Source organism: Herbaspirillum chlorophenolicum (assembly GCF_001189955.1).
Lineage (GTDB): Bacteria > Pseudomonadota > Gammaproteobacteria > Burkholderiales > Burkholderiaceae_D > Herbaspirillum > Herbaspirillum chlorophenolicum.
The window spans coordinates 1-21,956 of the sequence record NZ_LFLT01000001.1 but is presented as its reverse complement, the minus strand read 5'-3'; the positions used below and the strand labels follow the sequence as shown (position 1 = coordinate 21,956).

Genomic DNA, 21,956 nt, shown 5'->3' with positions numbered 1-21,956 from the left:
CGGCAAGGCAACCTGCGCTCTCCTCTTCGCCGCGGCAATGGTAGATCAAAACACCGGGATGGCCGACAATGAAACGACTTTTGCCTCCCGACTGCCGCCACCGATGCCTTTTTCCGTCCTGCTTTCCGCTATCGCCAGTGCCCTGCTGCTTCCTCCCGCCAACTCGCTCCTGCTTTGCGCGGCGGGTTTCTTGCTGCGCCGGCGCATGCGCAAAACCGGCAATCTGATGATCTTTCTGGGCGTAGCCATGCTGCTGGTGCTAAGCACGCGCCTCGGCGCCATGCTGCTGGTGCGGCCGCTGGAGAACCAATATCCGCCGCTGGCGGCGGCAGGCGATGCGCAAGCCATCGTCATCCTGGGCGCCGGGCGCATGGGTAACGCGCCGGAATATGGGCATGACGACGAAGCCAGCATGATAGGCATGAAGCGCCTGCAATACGGCGCCTATCTGCAGCGGAAGACCGGGTTGCCCATCCTGGTCACCGGCGGCAGTCCCGATGGATCGCCCGAAAGCGAAGCCGCGCTCATGGCCCGGACCTTGCGCCGCGATCTTGGCGCCGAGGTGCGCTGGGAAGAAAAGCGCTCCAACACTACCTACGACAATGCCGTCATGTCGGCCGACATGCTCAAGCAAGACAACATCGGCCGCATCTTGCTGGTCACCGATGCCATCCACATGCCGCGTTCGGTGCGCGTCTTTTCCAGCACCGGGCTGAAAGTCACGCCTGCGCCAACGGTCTTCACCGGCATGGCAAGCTCCCGGATAACCGACTATTTCCCTGCCGCATCTAATCTGCAGCTATCCAGTTACGCCATGCATGAATGGATAGGACAAGCCTGGTATTGGGTCCGCCATTGAGCCGGCTCACGCTTTTTTTCAATTCGACGAAATGCCTCGTCATTACGGTGTTGTTTCCCCGCCCTTAATGCCCGCCTCCTGCGATAAAGTTCCCTGGATGCTGCGCCGATAACAGTGTTACGCTGATTCGAGCCCACGCAAGTGCAATGGAATTTCCACGGTGCAAAGACACCGATACGACATCACTCAATCCAGGGGAGACTCCACCATGAGCCAGCTGTCATTCAGTAAAAAACTTTGGCTGCCACTTGTCCTGAGCTTGATCGCACTGTTTGCCATCTCGATATTCAGTGCGGTGACCATGCGCAATATCCGGCTGGAGGAACGCAAGAACGACCTCACCAACATCGGCCAGACCGCCCTCTCACTGGTCAAAGGCTATGGCGCGCAAGCCGACAGCGGCGCCCTGAGCAAGGAAGAGGCCCAGAAACGCGCCATCGCCGCCGTCAAGAGCATCCGCTACGGCACCGACGGCTACTTCTCGGTCTCGACGTCAAAACAGATCATCGTGATGCACCCGATCAAGCCCGAGCTTGACGGCAAGGACCTGTCCAACTTCAAGGACCCGGCCGGCACGCTCCTGTTCGTGGAAATCTCGAAAGCCGGAGCGTCGCCCGAAGGCGGCTTCGTCAACTACCTGTGGCCCAAGGTAGGCGCTTCGGCGCCGGTGCCCAAAACCTCCTTCGTGGTCGCCTACCGGCCTTGGGACTGGAACATGACTACCGGGGCCTACACCGACGACATCAATGCTGCCTTCATGCGTACGCTGTGGCAGATGATCGCGCTGTTTGCCGTGGTGTCGCTGGCGCTGGTATCGCTGGTGGTCTACATCAACCGCGGCATCATGCGCACCATCGGCGGCGATCCGGCGCGTGCGGCCGATGTCGCCAACCGCATCGCACAGGGCGACCTGACGCCCAACATCGAGACCCGGCCGGGCGACACCGGCAGCCTGCTGTTCTCGGTGCGCAGCATGCGCGACTCGCTGCTGTCGACCATCTCCAACATCAAGATCTCGGCCGATACCATCGCCACCGCCTCCGGCGAAATCGCCAGCGGCAACCTCGATTTGTCCGGCCGCACCGAACAGCAGGCGGGCTCGCTGGAAGAAACCGCCTCGGCGATGGAAGAGCTGACCTCTACCGTCAAGCAAAATGCCGATAACGCCCGCCAGGCCAACCAGTTGGCCGAATCGGCGTCGGAAGTGGCGATCCAGGGCGGCAGCGTGGTCAGCCAGGTAGTGCAGACCATGGAAGGCATCACCGAAAGCTCGCGCAAGATTGCGGACATCATCGGCGTGATCGACGGCATCGCCTTCCAGACCAACATCCTGGCGCTCAATGCTGCGGTGGAAGCGGCGCGGGCCGGTGAACAAGGCCGCGGCTTCGCCGTGGTGGCTTCCGAAGTGCGCTCGCTGGCGCAACGTTCGGCATCGGCGGCCAAGGAGATCAAGGCCTTGATCGACGACTCGGTGGCCAAGGTAGATACCGGCAGCAAGCTGGTCGAGCAAGCCGGCGCGACCATGACCGAGGTCGTGGCCAGCGTCAAACGCGTGACCGATATCGTCGGCGAGATCAGTTCGGCCAGCCAGGAACAAAGCGCCGGGATTGCCGAAGTGGGCAGCGCCATCTCGCAAATGGATGAAAGCACGCAACAGAATGCCGCGCTGGTCGAACAGGCCGCAGCGGCTGCACAATCGCTGCAGGATCAGGCGTCCACGCTGGCGGGCTTGGTCAGCAGCTTCCGCATCGATGCCGAGCAGGCGCACAGCGTCCAGACATCCGCACCGGCGGCACCGCCGCGTCCGAAAGCGAGCGCCCCGGCGGCCATCAGGAAACCTGTAGCGGCGGCCCGGCCAGCCCCGACAAAACCAGCTGCGGCCGCGGCCGCCAAAGCGAATACGTCTGCGGCAGCAAAACCGGCAGCCCAACCCGCGGCAAAATCGCCCTCGCGCCTGCCGGCCGGTGACAATGAAGGGGATTGGGAAACGTTCTGACCCGTTCTTTGTTGCCAGGCCGACATCGTCCGGCCAGGCACCGCAACCCTCAAGCCCGCCCAGTGCGGGCTTTTTCATGGGAAAAGCCCTGCATGAAAGAATCTGGATCTCAGAATATTTTTGAGACTTTTCCCATATAACCGGGAGGCACGGATCGGGAGAATGGCTACATCGCGCAACACATTGCGCTTACCGACAAACCGAGCCGACGATGAAACGCCTCCTGAACATGCTGATCCTGGTTACCGCTGCAAGCGCAGCAAGCCTGTCGCATGCGGCGCCGTCGGTAGAGCTGAAGGTCACCGGCGTGATCCGCCCGGCAGCCTGCACCCCGACCCTGGCCGCCGATGGCGTGGTCGACTATGGCAGCATTTCGGCCGGCGCCTTGCGCAACGGCCAGACTACCGCCCTGCCGGCCCGCCAGATCGCCCTGACCGTGAGCTGCAACGCAGCCGCCAAGATCGCCCTGACCGTCGTCGACAATCGCGCCTCCTCCCGCGTGGCCGGCATTACCGACAGCATCCAGGCCGGCAGCGAATACAACTTCGGCCTGGGCGCCGTGGCCGGCAAGAAGGTCGGCGGCTACGTACTGTCCTTCGAACAAGGCGCCACCGCGGACGGCCGCAGCGTCACCAGCATCGTCTCCGCCGACAAGGGCAACAGCTGGAATACCGCCACCGGCTACATCCAGCACGGCGGCCACTATTTCTCCTTCACCGACAACGGTGCACAACCGGCTGCGCAAAAGGTGCTGTCGACCCAGATCAAGGTGCGTCCGGTGCTGAACAAGGCCGAAGAACTGCCGCTGAACCAGGATGTGCCGCTGGACGGCTCGGCCACCATCGAAGTGAAATACCTGTAAGCCGGACCTCTCGCCGGGACTTCTATCCTGCAATGGCAAGCCCGGAGTTCATGCATTGCCGGTTGCGCAAGCCAAGAGCGTTCACTCTTGCCATATCGCAAAGAAATCCTCCTTCTTCTTACATTTTCCTTCTGCACCTTTGATACGCCCAACAGTCCAACGAATATTCGTCATAGAATAATCAGGAATATGCAACGTAATCGGTTTGTACCTGCTTTGCTGGCGCCGTACTGAATTACCGGACATGCCAACAGGGGGGGATCGCACTCTGAAAAGGAAGCAGCCATGGCCCAATCTCCGAAAAACATATCCGCCTTGATGTGCGAACTCAGCGTGGCCCTGGCCGAGCTGTCGGAAAAGATGAGCAACCTTGCCGTGACGCTGGAAAACCATTATCTGGAATCCAACGCCCCCGAACCTGCCGCGATGCTGGAAGCAGCGCGCGAAACCATTGAGAAAGCGCGCAGCAGCTAAAAGCCTGCGCTTTACCACCGCCCTGCGGATGCTCCCCCGGTTACGCCGTATCCATCCAGAAATCCCCGCCACGCGCAGCCAGACGGCTGACAATGAAGTCCGCCACCACCTGTACCCGCACCAGATCGCGTGCATCGGCATGCGTCAGCAGCCAATAAGAGCGCGTGAGGCTGATCTCGCCAGGCAAGACCCTGACCAGCCCCGGTTCCCGCCGTGCCAGAAAACATGGCAGCACGCCCAGGCCGATGCCTGCGGCCACCGCCTGCACCTGGCTGATCACATTGGAAATCCGGATCTGCGGCACCAGCGACGCTGAAATTTCTCCCAGATAATCCAGCTCGGAAGACCACATCAGGTCTTCGATATAGCCGACCCAGCGATGCTGCTCCAGTTGCCGGCGCCCGGTCACGTCGCCATGTTCGGCCAGATAGCCGGGCGCGGCGTAGATGCCCAGTTCGTAGTCGTTGAGGCGGCGCGCGATCAGCCGGCCTTTTTCCGGCCGCGTCATGCTCACCGCGATGTCCGCTTCCCGCTTGGAAATGCTGAACATGCGCGGATTGGCCACCAGTTCCACCTCCAGCTCGGGATGCAATCGGGACAGTTCTTTCAACTCAGGCGCCAGGAAATAGGTACCCCATGCTTCAGGCGTACCGATACGCACCGACCCGGTCAGCCCCTGGGCCGCATCGTCCTGGCGCGAGCGGATGCGGATCGCCAGGTTTTCCATCGCCTCGGCATCCGGCACCAGGCGCTCGCCTTCGGCCGTCAAGGCATAACCGGCCGCACGGCGGTCGAACAATGTGGCCCCGATCGCCTCCTCCAGCCCGGCGATGCGCCGGCTCAATGTGGAATGGTCCACCCCAAGCTTGCGCGCCGCCACCGTCAGGCGTCCGGCACGTACCACCGCGAGGAAGGCTTGCAGGTCGTCCCAGTCGAATTTCCTCATCTTTTCAGCCCTGTTCGATATGTGATTTATCGCACGATGAATGTGCAAATTTCGACATTTACGCGTGAAAATCCCAATGCTACTCTTTTCGCCACAACGATGGCCGGATAGCGGCAAACGCACCGGTCCCCAGGTTTACAGATCAACGCGAGGAGACGGCATGGCAACGATGTTCAATCAACTGAAGGCGCTGGCCGAACAAGGCAAGCCGGTGCGGGTGGGCCTGATCGGGGCCGGCAAGTTCGGATCGATGTTCCTGTCGCAGGTGCCGCGCACGCCGGGCGTACACCTGCTGGGCATCGCCGACCTGTCGCCGCAGCGCGCGCAGCAATCGCTGCAGCGGGTCGGTTGGAAAGCCGAGCAGTATGCTGCGCGCTCGTGGGACGAAGCGCTGCGGCACGGCAGTACCTTCGTGCAGGACGACGCCGAGGCGCTGATCTCGCGGCCCGAGCTCGATATCGTGATCGACGCCACCGGCAGCCCGGCAGCCGGTATCCGCCACACGCTGCTGTGCTGCGAGCACAAGAAGCACATCATCATGGTCAACGTCGAAGCCGATGCGCTGGCCGGTCCGCTGCTGGCGCGGCGCGCGGCCGAAGCCGGGATCATCTACTCGATGGCCTACGGCGACCAGCCGGCACTGATCGCCGAGATGGTGGACTGGGCGCGCACCTCCGGCTTCGAGGTGGTCTGTGCCGGCAAGGGCACCAAGTACCTGCCGGTCTACCACCAGTCCACGCCGGACACGGTGTGGGGCCATTACGGCTTCTCGGAAGAACAGGTGGCCGGCGGCGACTTCAACCCGCAGATGTTCAACTCCTTCCTCGACGGCACCAAATCGGCGCTGGAAATGGCCGCCGTCTCCAACGCCTGCGGCCTGCGCCCGGCCGACAGCGGACTGGCCTTCCCGCCCTGCGGCGTGGACGACCTGCCGACCATCCTGCGCCCGCAATCTGCCGGCGGCATCCTGCCGCATTCGGGCACGGTGGAAGTGGTGTCCTCGCTGGAACGCGACGGCCGCCCGGTGTTCCGCGACCTGCGCTGGGGCGTCTACGTTACCTTTGAAGCGCCCACCGACTACGTGCGCGACTGCTTCGCCCAGTACGGCTTGAAGACCGACGCCAGCGGCCGCTTCGCCTCGATGTACAAGCCCTATCACCTGATCGGCCTGGAACTGGGCTACTCGGTCGCCAGCATCGCGGTGCGCGGCCAGCCGACCGGCGACACGCGGGGCTTCGCCGGCGACACGGTGGCGGTCGCCAAGCGCGACCTCAAGCCGGGCGAAAAGCTCGACGGCGAAGGCGGCTACATGGTCTACGGCAAGCTGATGCCGGCCGCCGCCTCGCTCAATCACGAAGCGTTGCCCATCGGGCTGGCGCATGGCATTGTGCTGCAACGGCCGGTAGCCGCCGGCCAGACGGTGAGCTGGGCGGACGTGGCCATCGATGCTTCGCGCGAGGCAATCCGCGTGCGGCGCGAGATGGAGGATATCTTCCGCAAGGAAATGGGACTGGGCGAACCGCGCAAGGAAAAGGCCGCCTGACCCCACCGCCGTCGTCCTGACGAAAGTCAGGACCCGGCGTCGCCGGTCAGAAGTCGTACTTCAACTCCGCAAACACCGTCCGCTGCGGGAACGGATGGAACAGGAAATAATCCCGGTTGGTCAGGTTATCCACGCCGACTGCTCCGCTCCAATGCCGGTCGAAGCGATACCGCACACGCGCATCGAACACGGTATAGCCGTCGAAGCCCTGGTAGGTGTGGCTGTTGACATCGGTGTTGTCCACCGTGGCATACACCCGGCCGCTGTAACGGCCGGCCAGGGTGTAGCTCCAGCGGTCGTCCGGCTTATAGGTCGCCACCAGCGTCGCGCGCCATTCCGGCACATAGGGCGTGCGCTTGCCCACCGAAGTGGCGCCGGCGGCGGTCGGCACATAACCGCTGTTGGCCAGGATGCGGGCATCCACATACGTCACGCTGCCGTTCAATGAAAACCCGCGCAGCACCAGGTCGTTGCGCTCGAAGGCAGCCTCGATGCCGCGCTGGCGGGTCTTGTCGACGTTCTGCGTGAATGACACCACGTTATTGCCCAGCGTCGACGACTGCGAGATCAGCGCATCCGACACCTGCTCCTCGAACAGCGAAACGCGCCACTTGCCGCGCCCTTCGGCCAGCGCACGCTCGATGGCCAGTTCGGTCGACCACACTTTTTCCGGCTTCAGGTAGGGATTCGCCTGCAGATAGACGCCGCCGGCCAGCACGTTCTGGTACAGCTCGCCCACGGTCGGGAAACGCAAGGCGCGGCCGGTCGACAGCGTGGCCAGCCAATCGTCGTTGACGGCCCAGGCCAGCGACACCTTGGGCGACACGCCATTCTGCGTGACCTGCGGCTGGTTCACCGGAAAGCCGGTGCCGCCGGTGGTGGAAAAGTTATAGCCACCGAATGCGCGCCACCACTCGTAGCGCGCACCCAGCGTGGCCTTGAGCGCCGGCGCCAGGCGCCATACATCTTGCGCCCACAGCGCCGAGGTCTCGGTCTTGCCGCGCGAGTCGGATGCCAGCGTACCGTTGCTGCCGGAGATCCAGTTCGTGGTGTTCCAGGTCGGTGTGGCCAGCGTGTAGCGGTCGTAATGCGCGCCGAAGCTGACCGTATGCGTGCCGCGCTTGCCGCTGCCGTCTTCCGGCCGCCAGATCCCCTTGGCGTCGAGCGTGCTCCAGCCGGTGCCGCTGGCATCGGCGATGGTGCCCGCACCGCCGCTCTGCCCGGCCGGGAAGGCGGTAGTGGAAGTGCGCGTCAGGTCGCGCGATGCCGACATGGTGCTGGCCGCGACTTGCCAGTCCCACGCGCCGCCGGTCTTGCTGCGCAGCTCCAGGCCCTGCATCCATTGCTGCTGGTCCACGCTGTTGCTGGAAAAGCCGCTGCCATAAGCCGGCGCGCCGGCCGCATTCTTGAGGAAAGTTTGCGGGTTGGCATTGGCCTGGTTTTGCCACAGGCCCAATGTGTAAGTGGCCGTGAGCGTAGGCGTGAAGTCATAGGAGAGCTTCAGCCGCGCGGCATCCTGCACGGTATGCGTGAGGTTGCCGGCGCCCAGCACGTAGATGGGCTTGCCGGTGCGGTCCTGCGTCGCCACCGCGCCGGTGGCGACGGCCGGGATTGTGCCGGAGGTGACATAGGTCACCGGCGGCGAAAAACTGTCCAGGTGGTTGGCAGAGAAGCGCCATGCCAGCGCGCCGCTGCGGTTGCCCAGCGAGACGTTGTACTCCTGCGCCCGGTAGGTGCCGCCGTTGCCGTACTGGTTGAAGTCCTGCTGGGAATACAGTGCCTTGACGCTGGCCTCAACATGGTCCGGCATGCGCGTGGTGATCTCGGTCACCGCACCGTAGGAATTGCCGGGATATTCGGCGGCAAACGGGCCGTACATGACATCGATGCGTTCGATCTCTTCCGGCGCCACCATGAACCAGCGCGGCGAACCGTTGCCGTTGTTGTTGTTCACCAGCGCCGAGAGCAGGATGCCGTCGGCGTACACCAGGCTGCGCGCGCTGGCGTTCACGCCGGTGGTGCGCGTGGCCAGCGGCGCCTGGGTGTCGCCGATGTAGCGCTTGCGCACCGACAGGCTGGGCAAATATTTCAATGCATCGGAAGTGTCGGTGACATTGATGCCATCGGCAGCAGTCGCAGCCGTGACGCTGGCGCTGGTCTGCGGCAGCTGCTTGCGCTCGGGAACCGAGGCGGCCTCGCGCACTTCGATGACTGGCAAGGCATCGGCGCCCTGGGGTACAGCGTCAGCCTGTGCGACTTGCGCCAGCGCGGCGCCGCTCCAGGCGGAGAGCAAGGCCAGCATCAGCGGGCGCGGTTTGAATCGGAGGGATGACGAATGGACGACTGGTAGTTGGCTCATGGCGAACGGCGAAAATACGGTGGGCGGGATTGCGCATGCAACCCCGCCTTGATGGTCGGCTGAAAGAATCAGGAAAAAGAGGAAGGATCAGGCAGCCGGCGGCGCGCGCGACAAGGCGTTGATCCAGGAGAACAACGGGGATGGCGCCAGATGGAACAGGCGCGGCAGGAAGTACAACGGTTGCAGGACCACGGCGGCAAGCGCCGATGGCTGGAGCGGATAAGGCAACTCGGCCTGCAGCAGGCAATAAGGACATGCCGTCATTGCCTTCATCGGGGCAGGCGCGTCATTGCCATCGGCAGCCGAAGAAGCGGTGCAGATTTCCTGCAAGAAGATCAGCTGGCCATTGGTCATCGCCGTGGCCAGGCGCGATACGGTCGGCAGCAGCGCAACGGCAAGCATCAGCACGACAGCGCTCCATACGGCAGGCGCCGAGAGCAGGATGCGTGTGCGCCGATGATTGTGTCCGTTCCCCATCGCGCGAATCTAGCATGGCCGCCGCGGCGTGCGAGGGGGCCTTCCCCACGTCGCCTGCGGGCATCTTCACAGCTGTGAAGAAAAGCCCTTTCGGCACAAGCACTTAGCCACGCCTGCCGGGATAAAAAAAGGGCTGCGACATATTGCCGCAGCCCTTAAAAACAACAGAGAGAAGAATGGATTTCAAACCAAATCCTGGCATGCCGCCTTAATCCATATCAAGCGCCGATACGCACAGGATCAGAACAGCCACAGCACCGCCAGTACCGGCGCCGCATACGCCAGCCAGCGCGAAAAAACCGGAACGCGGACCGGCACATACGTCAGCGACAGCACCTGCAGCACGCCCGCCATGGTCAGGAAACCGATGCAGCCGACCGGCCCGATGGTCCAGCCTTGCATCGCCACCGCCACGGCGAAAGTCAGGACGATGCCCAGCGCACCCAGCCAGCGCAGGCGCCTGCGCTGCGCAGCGCCGGGTTCTGCGCCGCGGCCGTGGATATCCGCGTAATGCCGGCCCATTGCCATGGACAACGCACTCCAGGCGCAATAACCCAGCACCATCGCCAGCGCAAAACCGAAGGGATTCATGCTGCCTCCCTGAGCTTGCCCTGCTCGGTCTTGATTCCCGCGGCAGCGGCCTTGGCCTGTTTCTTTTCACGCTTGTTGAGCGCGCGCACCACCATCGCCAGCGCGATACCCAGCAGCAGCACGGTGATGTCGAAGCCGGCGACCTGCCAGGGGCCGCGCCCCTGCAACAGCGTCACGCCCAGATGGGAGTGCGTGGTGAAGACGTTGAGAATGGGAATGCCGATGAACATCGCCGCCCCCACCGACAACTGGAAGCGCCACATGCCCATCGTGGGACGGATCTGCGCCAGCACCGCGGCAATAGCCCAGGCCGCGAAGAACCAGGTGATTTCCATCTGCGGCCGCTGCGGCAAACCGACCGGCAGCAGGCGGTTGGCCCAGAAATAGGCGGCGAAGGCGATCGGCAAACCGGCGATGGCGCCAATGTTGAGCGCATCGACCAGGCGCAGCCCGAACGTGCGGCGCGCGCCCTGCGCCAGGGCCTTGGCCTGCTTCTGGCGCGTCTTGACGGCCCACAGCAACGCGCCGCTGGCGACCATCACGCACCCGGACAAGCCGCACAGGAAGAACAGCACACGCAACCACGGGTCGGCGAAATGCCCCATATGCAAGCCGTACAGCGCGCCGCGGGTGACTGCCGTGGCGCTGGGGTCGTCGCCCATCGCCGAAGTCAGCGCACCGGTGGTGCCGTTGAATATCATGCCCGGCTGCAGGTAAGACAAGGTGCGCGTTTTCTGGCGGGTGACGACGATGGTGGCATTGGCGTCGCCCGGATTGTTGATCACGATGGTAGCCAGTGGCGCACCGTTCCAATGCTGCCGGGCCTGCTCGACGATCGGCTTCAGCGGCGCCAGCGGTGCAGGCACACCGGCCGGCTGGATGCGCCCGGCGCCGACCGGGAAGACTTCTTCGAAGAAAGCGGATTCGCCACCCTTGTCCTTATAGGCAGTCTGAACGCCCCACGGCATGATCATGAACATCAGCGTGACCAGCCCGGTATAGGTGATCATCAGATGGAACGGCAAGGCCAGCACGGCAGTGGCATTGTGCGCATCCAGCCAGGAACGCTGCCCCTTGCCCGGACGGAAGGTGAAGAAATCCTTGAAGATGCGCTTGTGCGTGATGATGCCGCTGACGATCGCCACCAGCATGAACATCGCACAGATGCTGACAATCCAGCGCGCCCAGATGACGGGCATGTAGTGCAGGTCGAAATGCAGGCGGTAGAGGAACTCGCCGCCACGGGTTTCGCGCACGGCGGCCATCTTCCGGCCGCTGGCGGGATCGAGGGTCTCGCTCTTGAAGCGGCTGCGCGGCGCCCCCTTGGCGCCGTCCTTGGGCGGCGGGCTGATCCAGCCCACCCGCATGGCGCCACTGCGTTCGGACGGCAGGCTGATGAACCAGCGCTCGGCCTGCGGCTCCTGTTCCTGCAAATGCGCTACCGCATGCTGCAAGGCCACCTCCGGCGCCACTTGTTCACGTGCGCCGGCATGCAGTTCCGGCGTCATCCAGAACGTAATCTCATCCTTGAAATAGCTGGCGGTGCCGCCGGCGAACACCAGCAGCAATACCCAGCACACCAACAGGCCGCTCCAAGTGTGCAGCCATGCCATCGATTGGCGAAAACCTTCCCTCATGACACGCTCCGGCCCAGCCAATACGCCGCCGCCAGCGCCAGCGTGGGCAAGCCCAGGCCGATCCAGGCGCGCCAGGCGTCGCGCGCGGCGAACACCCAGATCACGGCACAGGCATAGATGGCGAATGACAGCATGGTGGCCGTCATCACCGCATCGGCCCGCGCCATCGGCAACCATATGGCCAACAGTGCGGTGCACAGGCCGGCCAACGCGTAACCGCCGCAAATGGCGGCGGTTACGCGCGAAAGAACGGCCAGGCGATACATCGCCGTCGGGCCGGATTGCGTCGTTGATTTCATGATTTTCGCTTGCTTCTTACTCGCCGCGCTTGTTTGCCGCCATTACTTGTTGGGCTTGGCAGCAGGGCCTGCCGGCAGTGCCTTGATGCCCTTGGGCTGCACCAGCGACAGCGTGGTCACGAAGCTGGCGGTATCGAAGGCCTTGCCGTCGCGCTCGCCGCTCACCTTGTCGGTGTGGTGCACTTCAGCCACGTACGCGCCTTGCCACGGCATGTCGAAATGCACCAGCCCTTGTTCGTCCGAATAGGCTTCCTTCATCCAGCCCGATTGCACCACGAGGCCGACCTTGGCCTTGGGCAGCGGCGCGTTCTTGTACGTCACCTTGAATTCACCCGGCTTGCCGGTGGGCAGCAGGTCCAGCGTCAGGCGCGGCTCCTGGGCCGCGTTGGAAGTCACCAGGCGCGCCGCCGGGGTCCACGCGGTGCGGGTAGGCGTGCCGCCGCCATGCTTGTTCTCGAACACCGGATAGTGCGCTTCTTCAGCCACGATGGACTCGCCACTGCCGGCCCTGGCCGACAAATCGAAGGCGTTGGACTTCTTGCTCAACTCCAGTGTGCGGTCACCGTTGGAACCGATCAGTACGGCGCTCGGGCTCACGAACTTGTCGAGCAGGCCGGGCGAGGCTTCACGCAGGTTTTCGCCGAACTCGCCGAAGTAGAGCTGCGCCCCCTTGGCATCCTGTTGCAGCCAGATCTGGTGCGCCGAGGCCGGCACTGCCAGCACGAGGGTGGAAAGCAGGCTCGATACGATTGCCAAACGCTTCATGAACTTATTCCTTTCGATGTTTGCGATGCTTGTTTTCTGATGACACTCTGGATGACATTCAGCCAGGGGAAACGGCACACGTATGCAATGGGCATGGACGCCCGTACGGATGCCGTTTCGTTTGGCGCGAATCGGACACCGGGGCCTGTAACAGGCCCCGGGCTGCTGGAAGGGATGTTCTCTGCGGGCTAGACGGCCGATAGTGATGGCCGCCATGACTGGCTGATGAAGCGAGAGCAGATGGACGAGGCGAACGCCTCGTGTTGTATCCGGCGGATATGCCTGGCCCTCGCCTGCACGTTTGTCGAACTGCCGACCGTTTCCCGATGGCTGGCGTCCTGCACCGCTGCCGGCATCAGCCGGTGGCCGGGCGAAACGCTCTGTTTTTGACGCTCTTATTGGCTCTACTATTCACTCTCTTATTTTGAGAATGATTATCATTATATTACCTGCCCGTGCTTCGGACAAGGAAAACGGCGATCACGCCCCGAACGCTCCGCACACGATATAACCAACATCCCGTGCTTGCGCGGCCATGTGCCAAACAAGGTATGATCGCTACCCGGTTTGCCCGGCTGAACGCGAGTCGGCCGGTGCAAACCGCAGCCTGCCCATTCCAGACCAAGGAGAGCGCTTCCTCATGCTTCGCCGCAACCCATCAGGCCACCGGCCCCAAGTCCACGAATCCGCCTATGTCGACCAGACCGCCATCCTGTGCGGCAAGGTCATCGTCCATGAGAACGTCTTCATCGGCCCCTATGCCGTGATCCGCGCCGACGAAGTCGACGCCAACGGCGAGATGGAACCCATCATCATCGGCGCCCACTCCAACATCCAGGACGGCGTGGTGATCCACTCCAAGTCCGGCGCCGCCGTCACCATCGGCGAACGCACCTCCATCGCCCACCGCGCCATCGTGCACGGCCCCTGCACTGTAGGCGACGAAGCCTTCATCGGTTTCAACAGCGTGCTGTTCAACTGCAGCATCGGCAAAGGCTGCGTGGTGCGCCACAACGCCGTGGTCGACGGCTGCGACCTGCCGCCGGGTTTCTACGTCCCGTCGACCGAGCGCATCGGCCCCAAGACCGACCTCTCGACCATCGCCCGCGTATCGGTGGCTGCGTCCGAATTCTCCGAAGACGTCGCCCGCACCAACAACGAGCTGGTGCAGGGATACAAGAAACTGCAGAACGAGTTCTGACTCCCTTGCCCCACCAAGCGAAACGGCCGCTTCCGGATTCCGGAAGCGGCCGTTTTCGTCAGGGCGGTAAAGGTCAGCTGCCGCGATACGTCGAATACGCCCAGGGCGACACCACCAGCGGCACGTGGTAGTTCTGCGCCGGATCGGCGATGCCGAAGGCGATCACCACTTCGTCGACAAAACGCGGCGACGGCACATCCACACCTTGCGCGGCGAAATAGTCGCCGGCGGCGAACACCAGTTCGTACTTGCCGGTGCGCACCTCTTCGCCGGCCAGCAGCGGTTCGTCGCAACGGCCGTCGCTGTTGGTGACGGCATTCTTGAGCAGCCTCTTCTGGCCGCCTTCGACCGCATACAGCGCCAGCCTCACGCCGACGCCCGGCTTGCCTTTGGTGATGTCCAGCACGTGCGTGCTCAGTTTGCCCATGGTGTATTCCTTTCCCTTGTTCGTTTCGTGGCGGTTGTGCGGTCCGATGCCGATGGCATGCGATGACGGCAAATGATATACCGCAGCCTTTCAAGTCCATATACGAGCCACCTTATACCACCCATCCATTCTGCGGACATAATGCCTTACCCGTGCAATCCGCCCCAAACAAGTGCACGCGCAATCGCCGCAAACACAGCAGAAAACCAAGACGAGGCAGGAGACATGAAAGACCCCAACTATCCCCGCGACCTGACCGGCTATGGCCGCCATGTGCCGCATGCGCGCTGGCCGGGCGGCGCGCGCATCGCCGTGCAGTTCGTGCTGAACTATGAAGAAGGCGCGGAAAACTGCGTGCTCGACGGCGATGCCGGTTCCGAGACTTTCCTCTCCGAAATCATCGGCGCGCAAAGCTTCCCGGCGCGCCACATGAGCATGGAATCGATCTATGAATACGGCTCGCGCGCGGGACTATGGCGCCTGCTGCGCATGTTCGAAGAACGCCGCCTGCCGCTGACCGTGTTCGGCGTGGCGCGCGCCCTGCAGCGCAACCGCGAGGCCACCGCCGCCTTCCTCGAACTGGGCCATGAGATCGCCTGCCACGGCCTGCGCTGGATCAGCTACCAGAATGTCGACGAAGCCACCGAGCGCCGCCATCTCGCCGAAGCGGTGCAGATCATCCGCGAGCTGACCGGCGCGCCGCCGCTGGGCTGGTACACCGGACGCGACTCGCCCAACACGCGTCGACTGGTGGCCGAGCACGGCGGCTTCGCCTACGACGCCGACAGCTATGCCGACGACCTGCCCTACTGGGAAAACGTCGCCCTTTCCAATGGATCGGACTTGCCTCAACTGATCGTGCCCTACACGCTGGACACCAACGACATGCGCTTCGCCGCGCCGCAGGGCTTCAACTCCGGCACGCAGTTCTTCGATTACCTGAAGGACGCCTTCGACACGCTGTACCGCGAAGGCGACCCGAACGGACTGGATCGCCCCAAGATGCTGTCGGTCGGCCTGCATTGCCGGCTGGCCGGACGCCCGGCGCGCGCCGCATCGCTGGCGCGCTTCCTCGACTACATTGGCGGCCACGACAACGTCTGGGTCACGCGCCGCATCGATATCGCCCAGCACTGGCGCAAGACTCACCCATACGCCCCCTCCGCTTCCAACCGAAGCTGAGGCCGGGCATTGACGCCGGCCTACCCCCACGCCGGCCCTCCACCGCATCCTGCCTGACCCGCCTGCCCCTCCTATTGGGCAGGCACGGGATGCGCGCATCCCGCACGTCCGATTTTTGCCTGACCGCCGTGGCGGAACCACGGAACTGCGCATTCAAACAACAACGCGCAGCCACAACCAACAATGGAGGAGACACCATGCAACAAACATCCCGGCGTATTCACGGCGCCATTGCAGCCGGCCTGCTGGCCGCATCCGGCGCGGCAGCCGCAGCCGACTGGTCCGACAATTCGATCGGCTACCGCTACGGCACCCGTTTCGCCGAGCCTTACAACTCGCAGGACATCACCAAGAGCATCATCAACTTCACCCACAGCAGCGGCTACAAATACGGCACCAACTTCCTCAACGTCGACCTGCTGATGTCCAACAGCAAGGATGACAACGCGCAGGAAGCCTACATCACCTACCGCCATACGCTGGACATCGGCAAGATCGCGGGCAAGGACCTGTCCTTCGGCCCGGCACGCGGCGTCGGCCTGACGCTGGGCTTCGACTGGAACACCAAGAACGACAACAGCTACGCCTCCAAGAAGCGCATGTGGGTCGTCGGCCCCACATTGATGATGGATGTGCCGGGCTTCCTCAACATCAGCGTTCTGGCGCTGTTCGAGAGCAACCAGCCCAAGGGCATCACCAGCCGCTACAGCTATGACACGCACCCGATGCTGAGCCTGGCCTGGGGCATTCCCTTCGGCTCGTCGGGTTTCGCCTTCGAAGGCTACATGAACTACATCGCCTCCAAGGGCAAGAACGAATTCGGTGGCCCGACTTCGCCCGAGCTGAACTTCGACGGCCAGGTCATGTACGACCTCGGCAGCACCATGGGCATGGGCAAGAACACGCTGCGCGTAGGCCTGGAATACCAGTACTGGCGCAACAAGTTCGGCAACCCGTCCTATGTGCCGGGCTCGCTGGCCAAGACGCCGATGATTCGCGCCGAATACCATTTCTGAACTAGGCCACAACCTGGCTGGAAACGGCCGGGGGAATCGCGTAATCTGCAGCTTTCCCCCGCCGGTTTCCGCCAGCTTTTGATCATGCAAGCCAATGACGCCCCACCGGCCGGCATCAGCCCGGCCGAATGGCAGGTCCGCCGCGACCTCGCCGCCTGCTATCGCCTGTGCGCCATCAATGGCTGGGACGATGTGGTCTACACCCACATCTCGGCCACGGTGCCGGGCGAGCCGCAGCATTTCCTGATCAATGAATTCGGCCTGGCCTTCGACGAGATTTGCGCGTCCAGCCTGGTCAAGATTTCGCTCGCCGGCGAAGTCGTCGACGGCAGCGGGCGCCGCGTCAATGCCGGCGGCTTCGCCATCCATGCCGCAGTGCATGCCGCCCGGCCCGATGCGCATTGCGTCCTGCACCTGCACAACCTCAACGCCATCGCGGTCGGTATCCAGCCGCAAGGCCTGCTGCCCCTGTCGCAACATGCGCTGCGCTTTTACGAACTGCTGGGCTACCACGACTACGAAGGGCTGGCGCTCACGCCGGCCGAGCAACAGCGGCTGGTGGCGGCACTTGGCAATTACCCCGCCATGCTCCTGCGCAACCACGGCAGCCTGGTATGCGGACGCACCGTGGCCGAAGCCTTCGTGCTGCTCGATACGCTGGACAAGGCCTGCGCCATCCAGGTCAAGGCACTGGCCGGCACGCTCTACCCGCACCAGCCGCCGGCGGCGGTATGCCGCAAGACGCGCGACCAGTTGCTGGGCGACGGCAGCCCGGAAGGCGTACTCGAATGGCCTGCCCTGCTGCGCAAGCTGGAGCGGCTGGATGCCAGTTACAAAAACTGAAAACCGGGGATCGGCCGATCCCATCCATCTCAAGGAGAACCGCATGCCCACATTCAACATCCAGCTGTTCGAAGGACGCAGCGTGGAACAAAAACGCGAACTGGTGAAAGCCATCACCGAAGCCACCTGCAAGACACTGCAATGCCCGCCGGAATCGGTGGATATCATCATCCAGGATGTGAAGAAAGAGAACTGGGCAACCGCCGGGAAGCTCTGGTCGGATTGATGCCACGGAAAAAGCGGCAGGCAAAAAAATAGCCCCTTGCGGGGCTATTTTCTTTCTTGCGGCAGCTTTGGATCAGAAGCGGATGTTGGCGCTCAGGACAGCCGAGCGGCCAGGTCCCATGTGCGCATAGTGCGTGGTGAAAGCCTGGTCGTAGTACAGCTTGTCGGTCAGGTTCTGCACGTTCAGTTGCAGGGTCACGTTCTTGTCCACGGCGTAGGTCGCCATGGCATCGTAACGAACGTAGGACGGCACAAACAGGCTGTTGGCCGGGTTGCCGAATACGCGCGAGACGTAAAACGCGCCGCCGCCGATGGTCAGCTTGGGCAGGACCTGGTAGGTCGTCCACAGGCTGGCGCTGTCCTTGGGCGTGTTGGGGAACTGGTTGCCGTTGTTGACCGAGTTCGCTGCCAGAGGACCGTTGTCGACCAGCTTGGCATCCAGGTGCGTATAGCCGCCGAACACGGTCCACTTGCGGGTCAGGTTGCCCGAAATCCCCAGCTCGAAACCGTTCACGCGCTGGGTGCCGGCCACGGCCTGGGTCGTCGCATCCACTGCCACGCGCGCATTGTTCTTCTCGATGCGGAACACCGCACCGGTCAGCGACAGTTGCTTGTTCAGCAGATCCCACTTGGCGCCGACTTCAGCCGTCTTGGTGCGCTCAGCCGGCAACGCCTGGTTGGCGGCCGACAGGTTGTCGCCGCCATCGCCCACGCTGGCGCCCGACGGGGTCGATGCAGTACCGTAGGAGACATAAACACTGGCTTCAGGCGTGATCTTGTAGACCAGACCGGCCGTGTAATTTCGGAAACTGTCGTTGTTGGAGAAATTGTTGGCGCCGGTGTTCTGCACCGAATGGGTCGAGTAGTTGTCCCAACGCAGGCCCAGGTTCAGGAACAATTGCTTGGTCAGCTCCATGGTGTCGAAGCCGTATACCGACTTGGTGATCACGGTGGTATTGGTGACCGTCGGCGAACGGGTCACGGTGCCGTAGAAAGGATCGCCCGAGTTGGAACGATAGAGGCTGGTACAAGCATAGCTGGCCAGCAGCGCGGCATTGCAGACGCGCCCGGAAATCGGCACCCCGCTGGCGCTGGTCTGCGTCACCACATAGCTGCCGATATTGGTTTCTTCATGGGTCAGTTCAAGGCCGGTCGCAAATTTGTGCTTGAACGGGCCGGTCATGAACTCACCGGTCAGGTCGGTCTGGTTGGTAATGGTCGTGGTATCCGAGATGCGGGTCTTGGGCGAGCGGAACACATAGCCGTTGGCGACGTTGCCGGCGCTGTCGTCCGGGTTGGTGACGATGTAATCCTGGCTGCTCTTGCCATAGCGCGTGGTGTTGCGCAGCGACAGTTGCTTGCTGAAGTCATGCTGGAACTGCACGGTGCCGATATCGGTCTGGGTGTTGCGGAAATCCAGCGCCGTACGGCCATAAAACTGGCGGCCCACATTGACCGGGCTATCCGGGTTGGCCTTGCTGCGCGCGGTTCCGCTATTGCGGTACGGCGTGCTGTAGTCGGGCATGTCGTCCGATTGCAGATGGTAGTAGCTCAGCGTGACCGAGGTCGGGCCTTCCAGGCCGAACTTGATCGATGGCGCAATACCCCAGCGGCTGACATCGACCGCGCTCGGGCGTCCCGGCACGCCGCTGTCGTAGTACAGCGCGTTGAGGCGGAAGGCCAGGTTGTCGCCCAGCAGCATGTTGCTGTCCAGCGTGGTGCGCTTGTAGCTGTCGGTGCCCAGGCCGACGTTGACTTCATTGAACGCTTCCTTCTTTGGCAGCTTGGACACCAGGTTGATGCTGCCGCCCGGGCCGCCGCGGCCACCCGCGGTACTGTCGGAACCGCGCGTGACTTCGATCGATTCGATGTTGAACATGTCGCGCGTCTGCGCGCCGGTGTCGCGCACGCCATCGATGTAGGTCGCGCTTTGTGCGTCGAAACCGCGGATCAAAGGACGGTCGCCCAGCGGAGTGCCGCCTTCGCCTGCCGAAAAGGTAATGCCGGGCGTGGTGCGCAGCGCTTCCTGCAGCGAAGTCGAGCCGGTCTGGGTGAGGATTTCGGAAGGGATGACGGTGATCGACTTGGGCGTATCGAGCAGCGGCGCGGTCGACTTCACCGAGGAAGTCTGGTCGACCTTCACAGTGCTGGCCGCATTGTCGGTCACAACCACGTCAGGCAGGCTGGCGTCTTTGGAGGAATCCTTGGCGGCGCTGGTCTGCGCCATGCCAGGAGTACTGATCGCGGCGAACAGGGTCGCGACGACGGGAGTGAACCGGCGGTCCATATTTTTCCTTTTTTATTGGTGAAGACTGATGCAGCGAAGGCCATGGCATGGCATTCGCCGCTTCCCCGAGGGTGATAGGGCTGGCGGTTCGTGCAGAACGAAGTGGCTGGCAGAAATACGTTAACGTGAGGTTCCGCCTGGATCTGAATGCTTGATGAGCATCAAGCGGCAACCTGTTAATTATTGTTAGGCCGAATTATAAATGACAATCGTTCTTGTTATCATTAAAATCCTTTAAAACTTTTTACATTGTTGCGCTGGCACCATAGCCCGCCGCGCCTGCATAACAGATCCCAGATCCAGATCCGCCGAAAGAACAACATGCTGGTTCGCATTCCAGAAGTACTCGACCAAAACGAACTCAAGGCCCTCCGGGACAAGCTCGAATCCGCCGGCCCCGCCTGGGTGGATGGCCGCGTTACCGCCGGCTACCAGGGTGCGCCGGTCAAGTTCAACCAACAGATCGACGAGCGTTCTGAAGTGGCGCGCCAATGCCAGCAAATCGTGCTGGCAGCGGTCGAAGGCCATTCCACGTTCATCAGCGCCGCCCTGCCCAATGCCGTCTACCCGCCCATGTTCAACCGCTATGGCGAAGGGATGACCTTTGGCGACCATATCGACGGCAGCATCCGCATACTGCCCGACGGCCACAAGCTGCGCACCGACCTGTCTGCCACCTTGTTCCTGAGCGAGCCCGACGAGTACGATGGCGGCGAGCTGGAAATCCACGACACCTACGGCCTGCATCGCGCCAAGTTCGCGGCCGGCGATATGGTGCTCTACCCCGCCACCAGCCTGCATCGCGTCACCCCGATCACGCGCGGCATACGCGTTGCCTGCTTTTTCTGGACGCAAAGCCTGGTACGCGACGATACCCAGCGCGCCCTGCTGTTCGACCTCGATAACGCCATCCAGAAACTCAATGCCACCGGAGCTGACGAAGTGGCCCGACGCACGCTGATCGGCGTGTACCACAACCTGATCCGCCAGTGGAGCGCCACATGACCGGCCGCCCCGCCCCTCCGCGCAGCCGTGCGGAACTGGATGCCGTGACGGCGCAGCAATGGAAGGCCCTGTTCGCGGGACCGGTGGAAGAGCTGGCGCACTGGCTGCAAGCCGCCGCCGCATTGGAAGACCCGCAAGCGCAAGCCATGCTTGGGCAACTGCTGCTGGATGGCCGGGGCATTGCGCAAGATGCTGCGCGCGCTTTCGACTGCTTCGCGCGCGCTGCGGACCAGGGCCTGCCGATAGCGATGAACATGCGCGCCCGCTGCCTCGAACATGGCTGGGGCATAGCGCCGGATCCGGCGCAAGCCGCCCACTGGTACCTGCAGGCGGCGCAAGCCGGTCTCGACTGGGGCATGTACAACTACGCGAACTTCCTCTCCAGCGGCCGCGTACTGGAGCAAAACCACGCACTGGCGCTGGAGTGGTACCGCAAGGCGGCTGCCCTGGGCCATGCCAAGTCGCTCAACCTGGTGGGACGCTATTACGAAGATGGCGTCGTGGTCGAAGCAGACCGCGCCACCGCGTTCAAGTATTACCGCGCATCGGCCGAGGGCGGCGACTTCCGCGGCCAATACAGCTACGCCTGCATGCTGGCCGAACGCGGACGCATCGACGATGGCAACTTCTGGCTGGAAAAGATTGCCGGCAGCGCTACCGCAGCCTTCATGAAAAAGATCGGCAACGAATTGCAGCTTTCCGGCCATCCCAGTTTTCGCCAGATAGGTGACCGCATGTTGCAGCTGGCAGCATCGCGCTGAAATCCGAAAACAAAACGCCCGGACTCATCCGGGCGTTTTTCATTGCAACGATAAACAGCGCCTCACACGAACTGCCCGATGGACGCCACCACCGCATTGCGCACCGAACCGCTGACCACGAAGTCATGTGCGGCCCGGATGTCGTTGTGGAACCAGCGGTCGCCCTCCAGGCAAGCCGGGATCTGGCGGCGGATCTCGTCA

At 63.0% G+C, this 21,956-nt stretch carries 21 protein-coding genes; 12 read left to right on the top strand and 9 right to left on the bottom strand.

The window, feature by feature from the left end; translation table 11 throughout:
* The first annotated feature begins 103 nt into the window (after positions 1-103).
* From AKL28_RS00105 to AKL28_RS00090, 4 genes are all read left to right on the top strand, one after another.
* The gene (locus AKL28_RS00105; protein WP_050466279.1) at positions 104-859 is read left to right on the top strand and encodes a YdcF family protein; all 756 of its coding nucleotides are present in this window, start codon (positions 104-106) and stop codon (positions 857-859) included.
* 208 nt (positions 860-1,067) lie between these two features.
* Entirely contained in the window at positions 1,068-2,855 is a 1,788-nt protein-coding gene (locus AKL28_RS00100) for a methyl-accepting chemotaxis protein (protein WP_050466027.1), read from the top strand.
* Positions 2,856-3,066: 211 nt separating this feature from the next.
* A complete protein-coding gene (locus AKL28_RS00095; protein WP_050466026.1) occupies positions 3,067-3,717 on the top strand; it encodes a DUF1120 domain-containing protein in 651 nt (216 codons plus the stop codon).
* A gap of 285 nt (positions 3,718-4,002) precedes the next feature.
* The gene (locus AKL28_RS00090; protein WP_050466025.1) at positions 4,003-4,191 is read left to right on the top strand and encodes a hypothetical protein; all 189 of its coding nucleotides are present in this window, start codon (positions 4,003-4,005) and stop codon (positions 4,189-4,191) included.
* A gap of 40 nt (positions 4,192-4,231) precedes the next feature.
* Here the strand turns inward: AKL28_RS00090 and AKL28_RS00085 are convergent, their stop codons facing one another.
* Entirely contained in the window at positions 4,232-5,137 is a 906-nt protein-coding gene (locus AKL28_RS00085; protein ID WP_050466024.1) for a LysR family transcriptional regulator, read from the bottom strand.
* Positions 5,138-5,297: 160 nt separating this feature from the next.
* Between AKL28_RS00085 and AKL28_RS00080 the strand changes: the two genes are divergently transcribed.
* Complete coding sequence (locus AKL28_RS00080; protein ID WP_050466023.1) at positions 5,298-6,680, top strand: NAD(P)H-dependent oxidoreductase; 1,383 nt, start codon at positions 5,298-5,300, stop codon at positions 6,678-6,680.
* Positions 6,681-6,726: 46 nt separating this feature from the next.
* Here the strand turns inward: AKL28_RS00080 and AKL28_RS00075 are convergent, their stop codons facing one another.
* The 6 genes from AKL28_RS00075 to AKL28_RS00050 form a co-directional block, all read right to left on the bottom strand.
* Positions 6,727-9,039 (bottom strand): TonB-dependent receptor, encoded by a 2,313-nt coding sequence (locus AKL28_RS00075; protein ID WP_082221297.1) that lies wholly within the window; start codon positions 9,037-9,039, stop codon positions 6,727-6,729.
* An 87-nt stretch (positions 9,040-9,126) separates the two neighbouring features.
* Positions 9,127-9,447 carry a DUF2946 family protein gene (locus tag AKL28_RS00070; protein ID WP_050466021.1) on the bottom strand — a complete coding sequence of 107 codons (321 nt, stop codon included), beginning with the start codon at positions 9,445-9,447 and terminating at the stop codon, positions 9,127-9,129.
* A gap of 309 nt (positions 9,448-9,756) precedes the next feature.
* Positions 9,757-10,107 carry a DUF3325 domain-containing protein gene (locus tag AKL28_RS00065; protein WP_050466020.1) on the bottom strand — a complete coding sequence of 117 codons (351 nt, stop codon included), beginning with the start codon at positions 10,105-10,107 and terminating at the stop codon, positions 9,757-9,759.
* Complete coding sequence (locus AKL28_RS00060; protein ID WP_050466019.1) at positions 10,104-11,744, bottom strand: PepSY-associated TM helix domain-containing protein; 1,641 nt, start codon at positions 11,742-11,744, stop codon at positions 10,104-10,106. Before AKL28_RS00060 ends, AKL28_RS00065 begins: the two co-directional genes overlap by 4 nt.
* A complete protein-coding gene (locus AKL28_RS00055) occupies positions 11,741-12,043 on the bottom strand; it encodes a DUF3649 domain-containing protein (protein WP_050466018.1) in 303 nt (100 codons plus the stop codon). The genes AKL28_RS00060 and AKL28_RS00055 overlap by 4 nt, the downstream gene beginning before the upstream one ends.
* Before the next feature lie 42 nt (positions 12,044-12,085).
* The gene (locus tag AKL28_RS00050; protein ID WP_050466017.1) at positions 12,086-12,808 is read right to left on the bottom strand and encodes a cobalt ABC transporter substrate-binding protein; all 723 of its coding nucleotides are present in this window, start codon (positions 12,806-12,808) and stop codon (positions 12,086-12,088) included.
* Between the two features lie 640 nt (positions 12,809-13,448).
* Between AKL28_RS00050 and AKL28_RS00045 the strand changes: the two genes are divergently transcribed.
* A complete protein-coding gene (locus tag AKL28_RS00045; RefSeq protein WP_050466016.1) occupies positions 13,449-14,009 on the top strand; it encodes a gamma carbonic anhydrase family protein in 561 nt (186 codons plus the stop codon).
* Between the two features lie 73 nt (positions 14,010-14,082).
* On the opposite strand, the gene uraH is transcribed toward AKL28_RS00045, so the two are convergent.
* Positions 14,083-14,436, bottom strand: a complete 354-nt coding sequence (gene uraH, locus AKL28_RS00040) for a hydroxyisourate hydrolase (RefSeq protein ID WP_050466278.1) — start codon at positions 14,434-14,436, stop codon at positions 14,083-14,085.
* Positions 14,437-14,661: 225 nt separating this feature from the next.
* Between uraH and puuE the strand changes: the two genes are divergently transcribed.
* The 4 genes from puuE (at position 14,662) to AKL28_RS00020 (ending at position 17,703) form a co-directional block, all read left to right on the top strand.
* On the top strand, positions 14,662-15,618 hold the full coding sequence (puuE, locus tag AKL28_RS00035; protein ID WP_050466015.1) for an allantoinase PuuE: 957 nt from the start codon (positions 14,662-14,664) through the stop codon (positions 15,616-15,618).
* Positions 15,619-15,815: 197 nt separating this feature from the next.
* Entirely contained in the window at positions 15,816-16,634 is an 819-nt protein-coding gene (locus tag AKL28_RS00030) for an outer envelope protein (RefSeq protein WP_050466014.1), read from the top strand.
* A gap of 84 nt (positions 16,635-16,718) precedes the next feature.
* Positions 16,719-17,477, top strand: a complete 759-nt coding sequence (locus AKL28_RS00025) for a class II aldolase/adducin family protein (RefSeq protein ID WP_050466277.1) — start codon at positions 16,719-16,721, stop codon at positions 17,475-17,477.
* 43 nt (positions 17,478-17,520) lie between these two features.
* Positions 17,521-17,703, top strand: coding sequence for a 4-oxalocrotonate tautomerase (locus AKL28_RS00020; RefSeq protein WP_050466013.1), 183 nt, complete (start codon positions 17,521-17,523; stop codon positions 17,701-17,703).
* 72 nt (positions 17,704-17,775) lie between these two features.
* Here the strand turns inward: AKL28_RS00020 and AKL28_RS00015 are convergent, their stop codons facing one another.
* A complete protein-coding gene (locus tag AKL28_RS00015; protein ID WP_050466012.1) occupies positions 17,776-19,989 on the bottom strand; it encodes a TonB-dependent receptor in 2,214 nt (737 codons plus the stop codon).
* A gap of 321 nt (positions 19,990-20,310) precedes the next feature.
* Here AKL28_RS00015 and AKL28_RS00010 point away from each other — a divergent pair, with 321 nt between their 5' ends.
* Both AKL28_RS00010 and AKL28_RS00005 read left to right on the top strand, forming a co-directional pair.
* Positions 20,311-20,994: a Fe2+-dependent dioxygenase gene (locus AKL28_RS00010; protein ID WP_050466276.1), complete on the top strand. Its 684-nt coding sequence runs from the start codon at positions 20,311-20,313 to the stop codon at positions 20,992-20,994.
* Positions 20,991-21,755, top strand: coding sequence for a tetratricopeptide repeat protein (locus AKL28_RS00005; protein WP_050466011.1), 765 nt, complete (start codon positions 20,991-20,993; stop codon positions 21,753-21,755). Before AKL28_RS00010 ends, AKL28_RS00005 begins: the two co-directional genes overlap by 4 nt.
* The last annotated feature ends 201 nt before the right edge of the window (positions 21,756-21,956 follow it).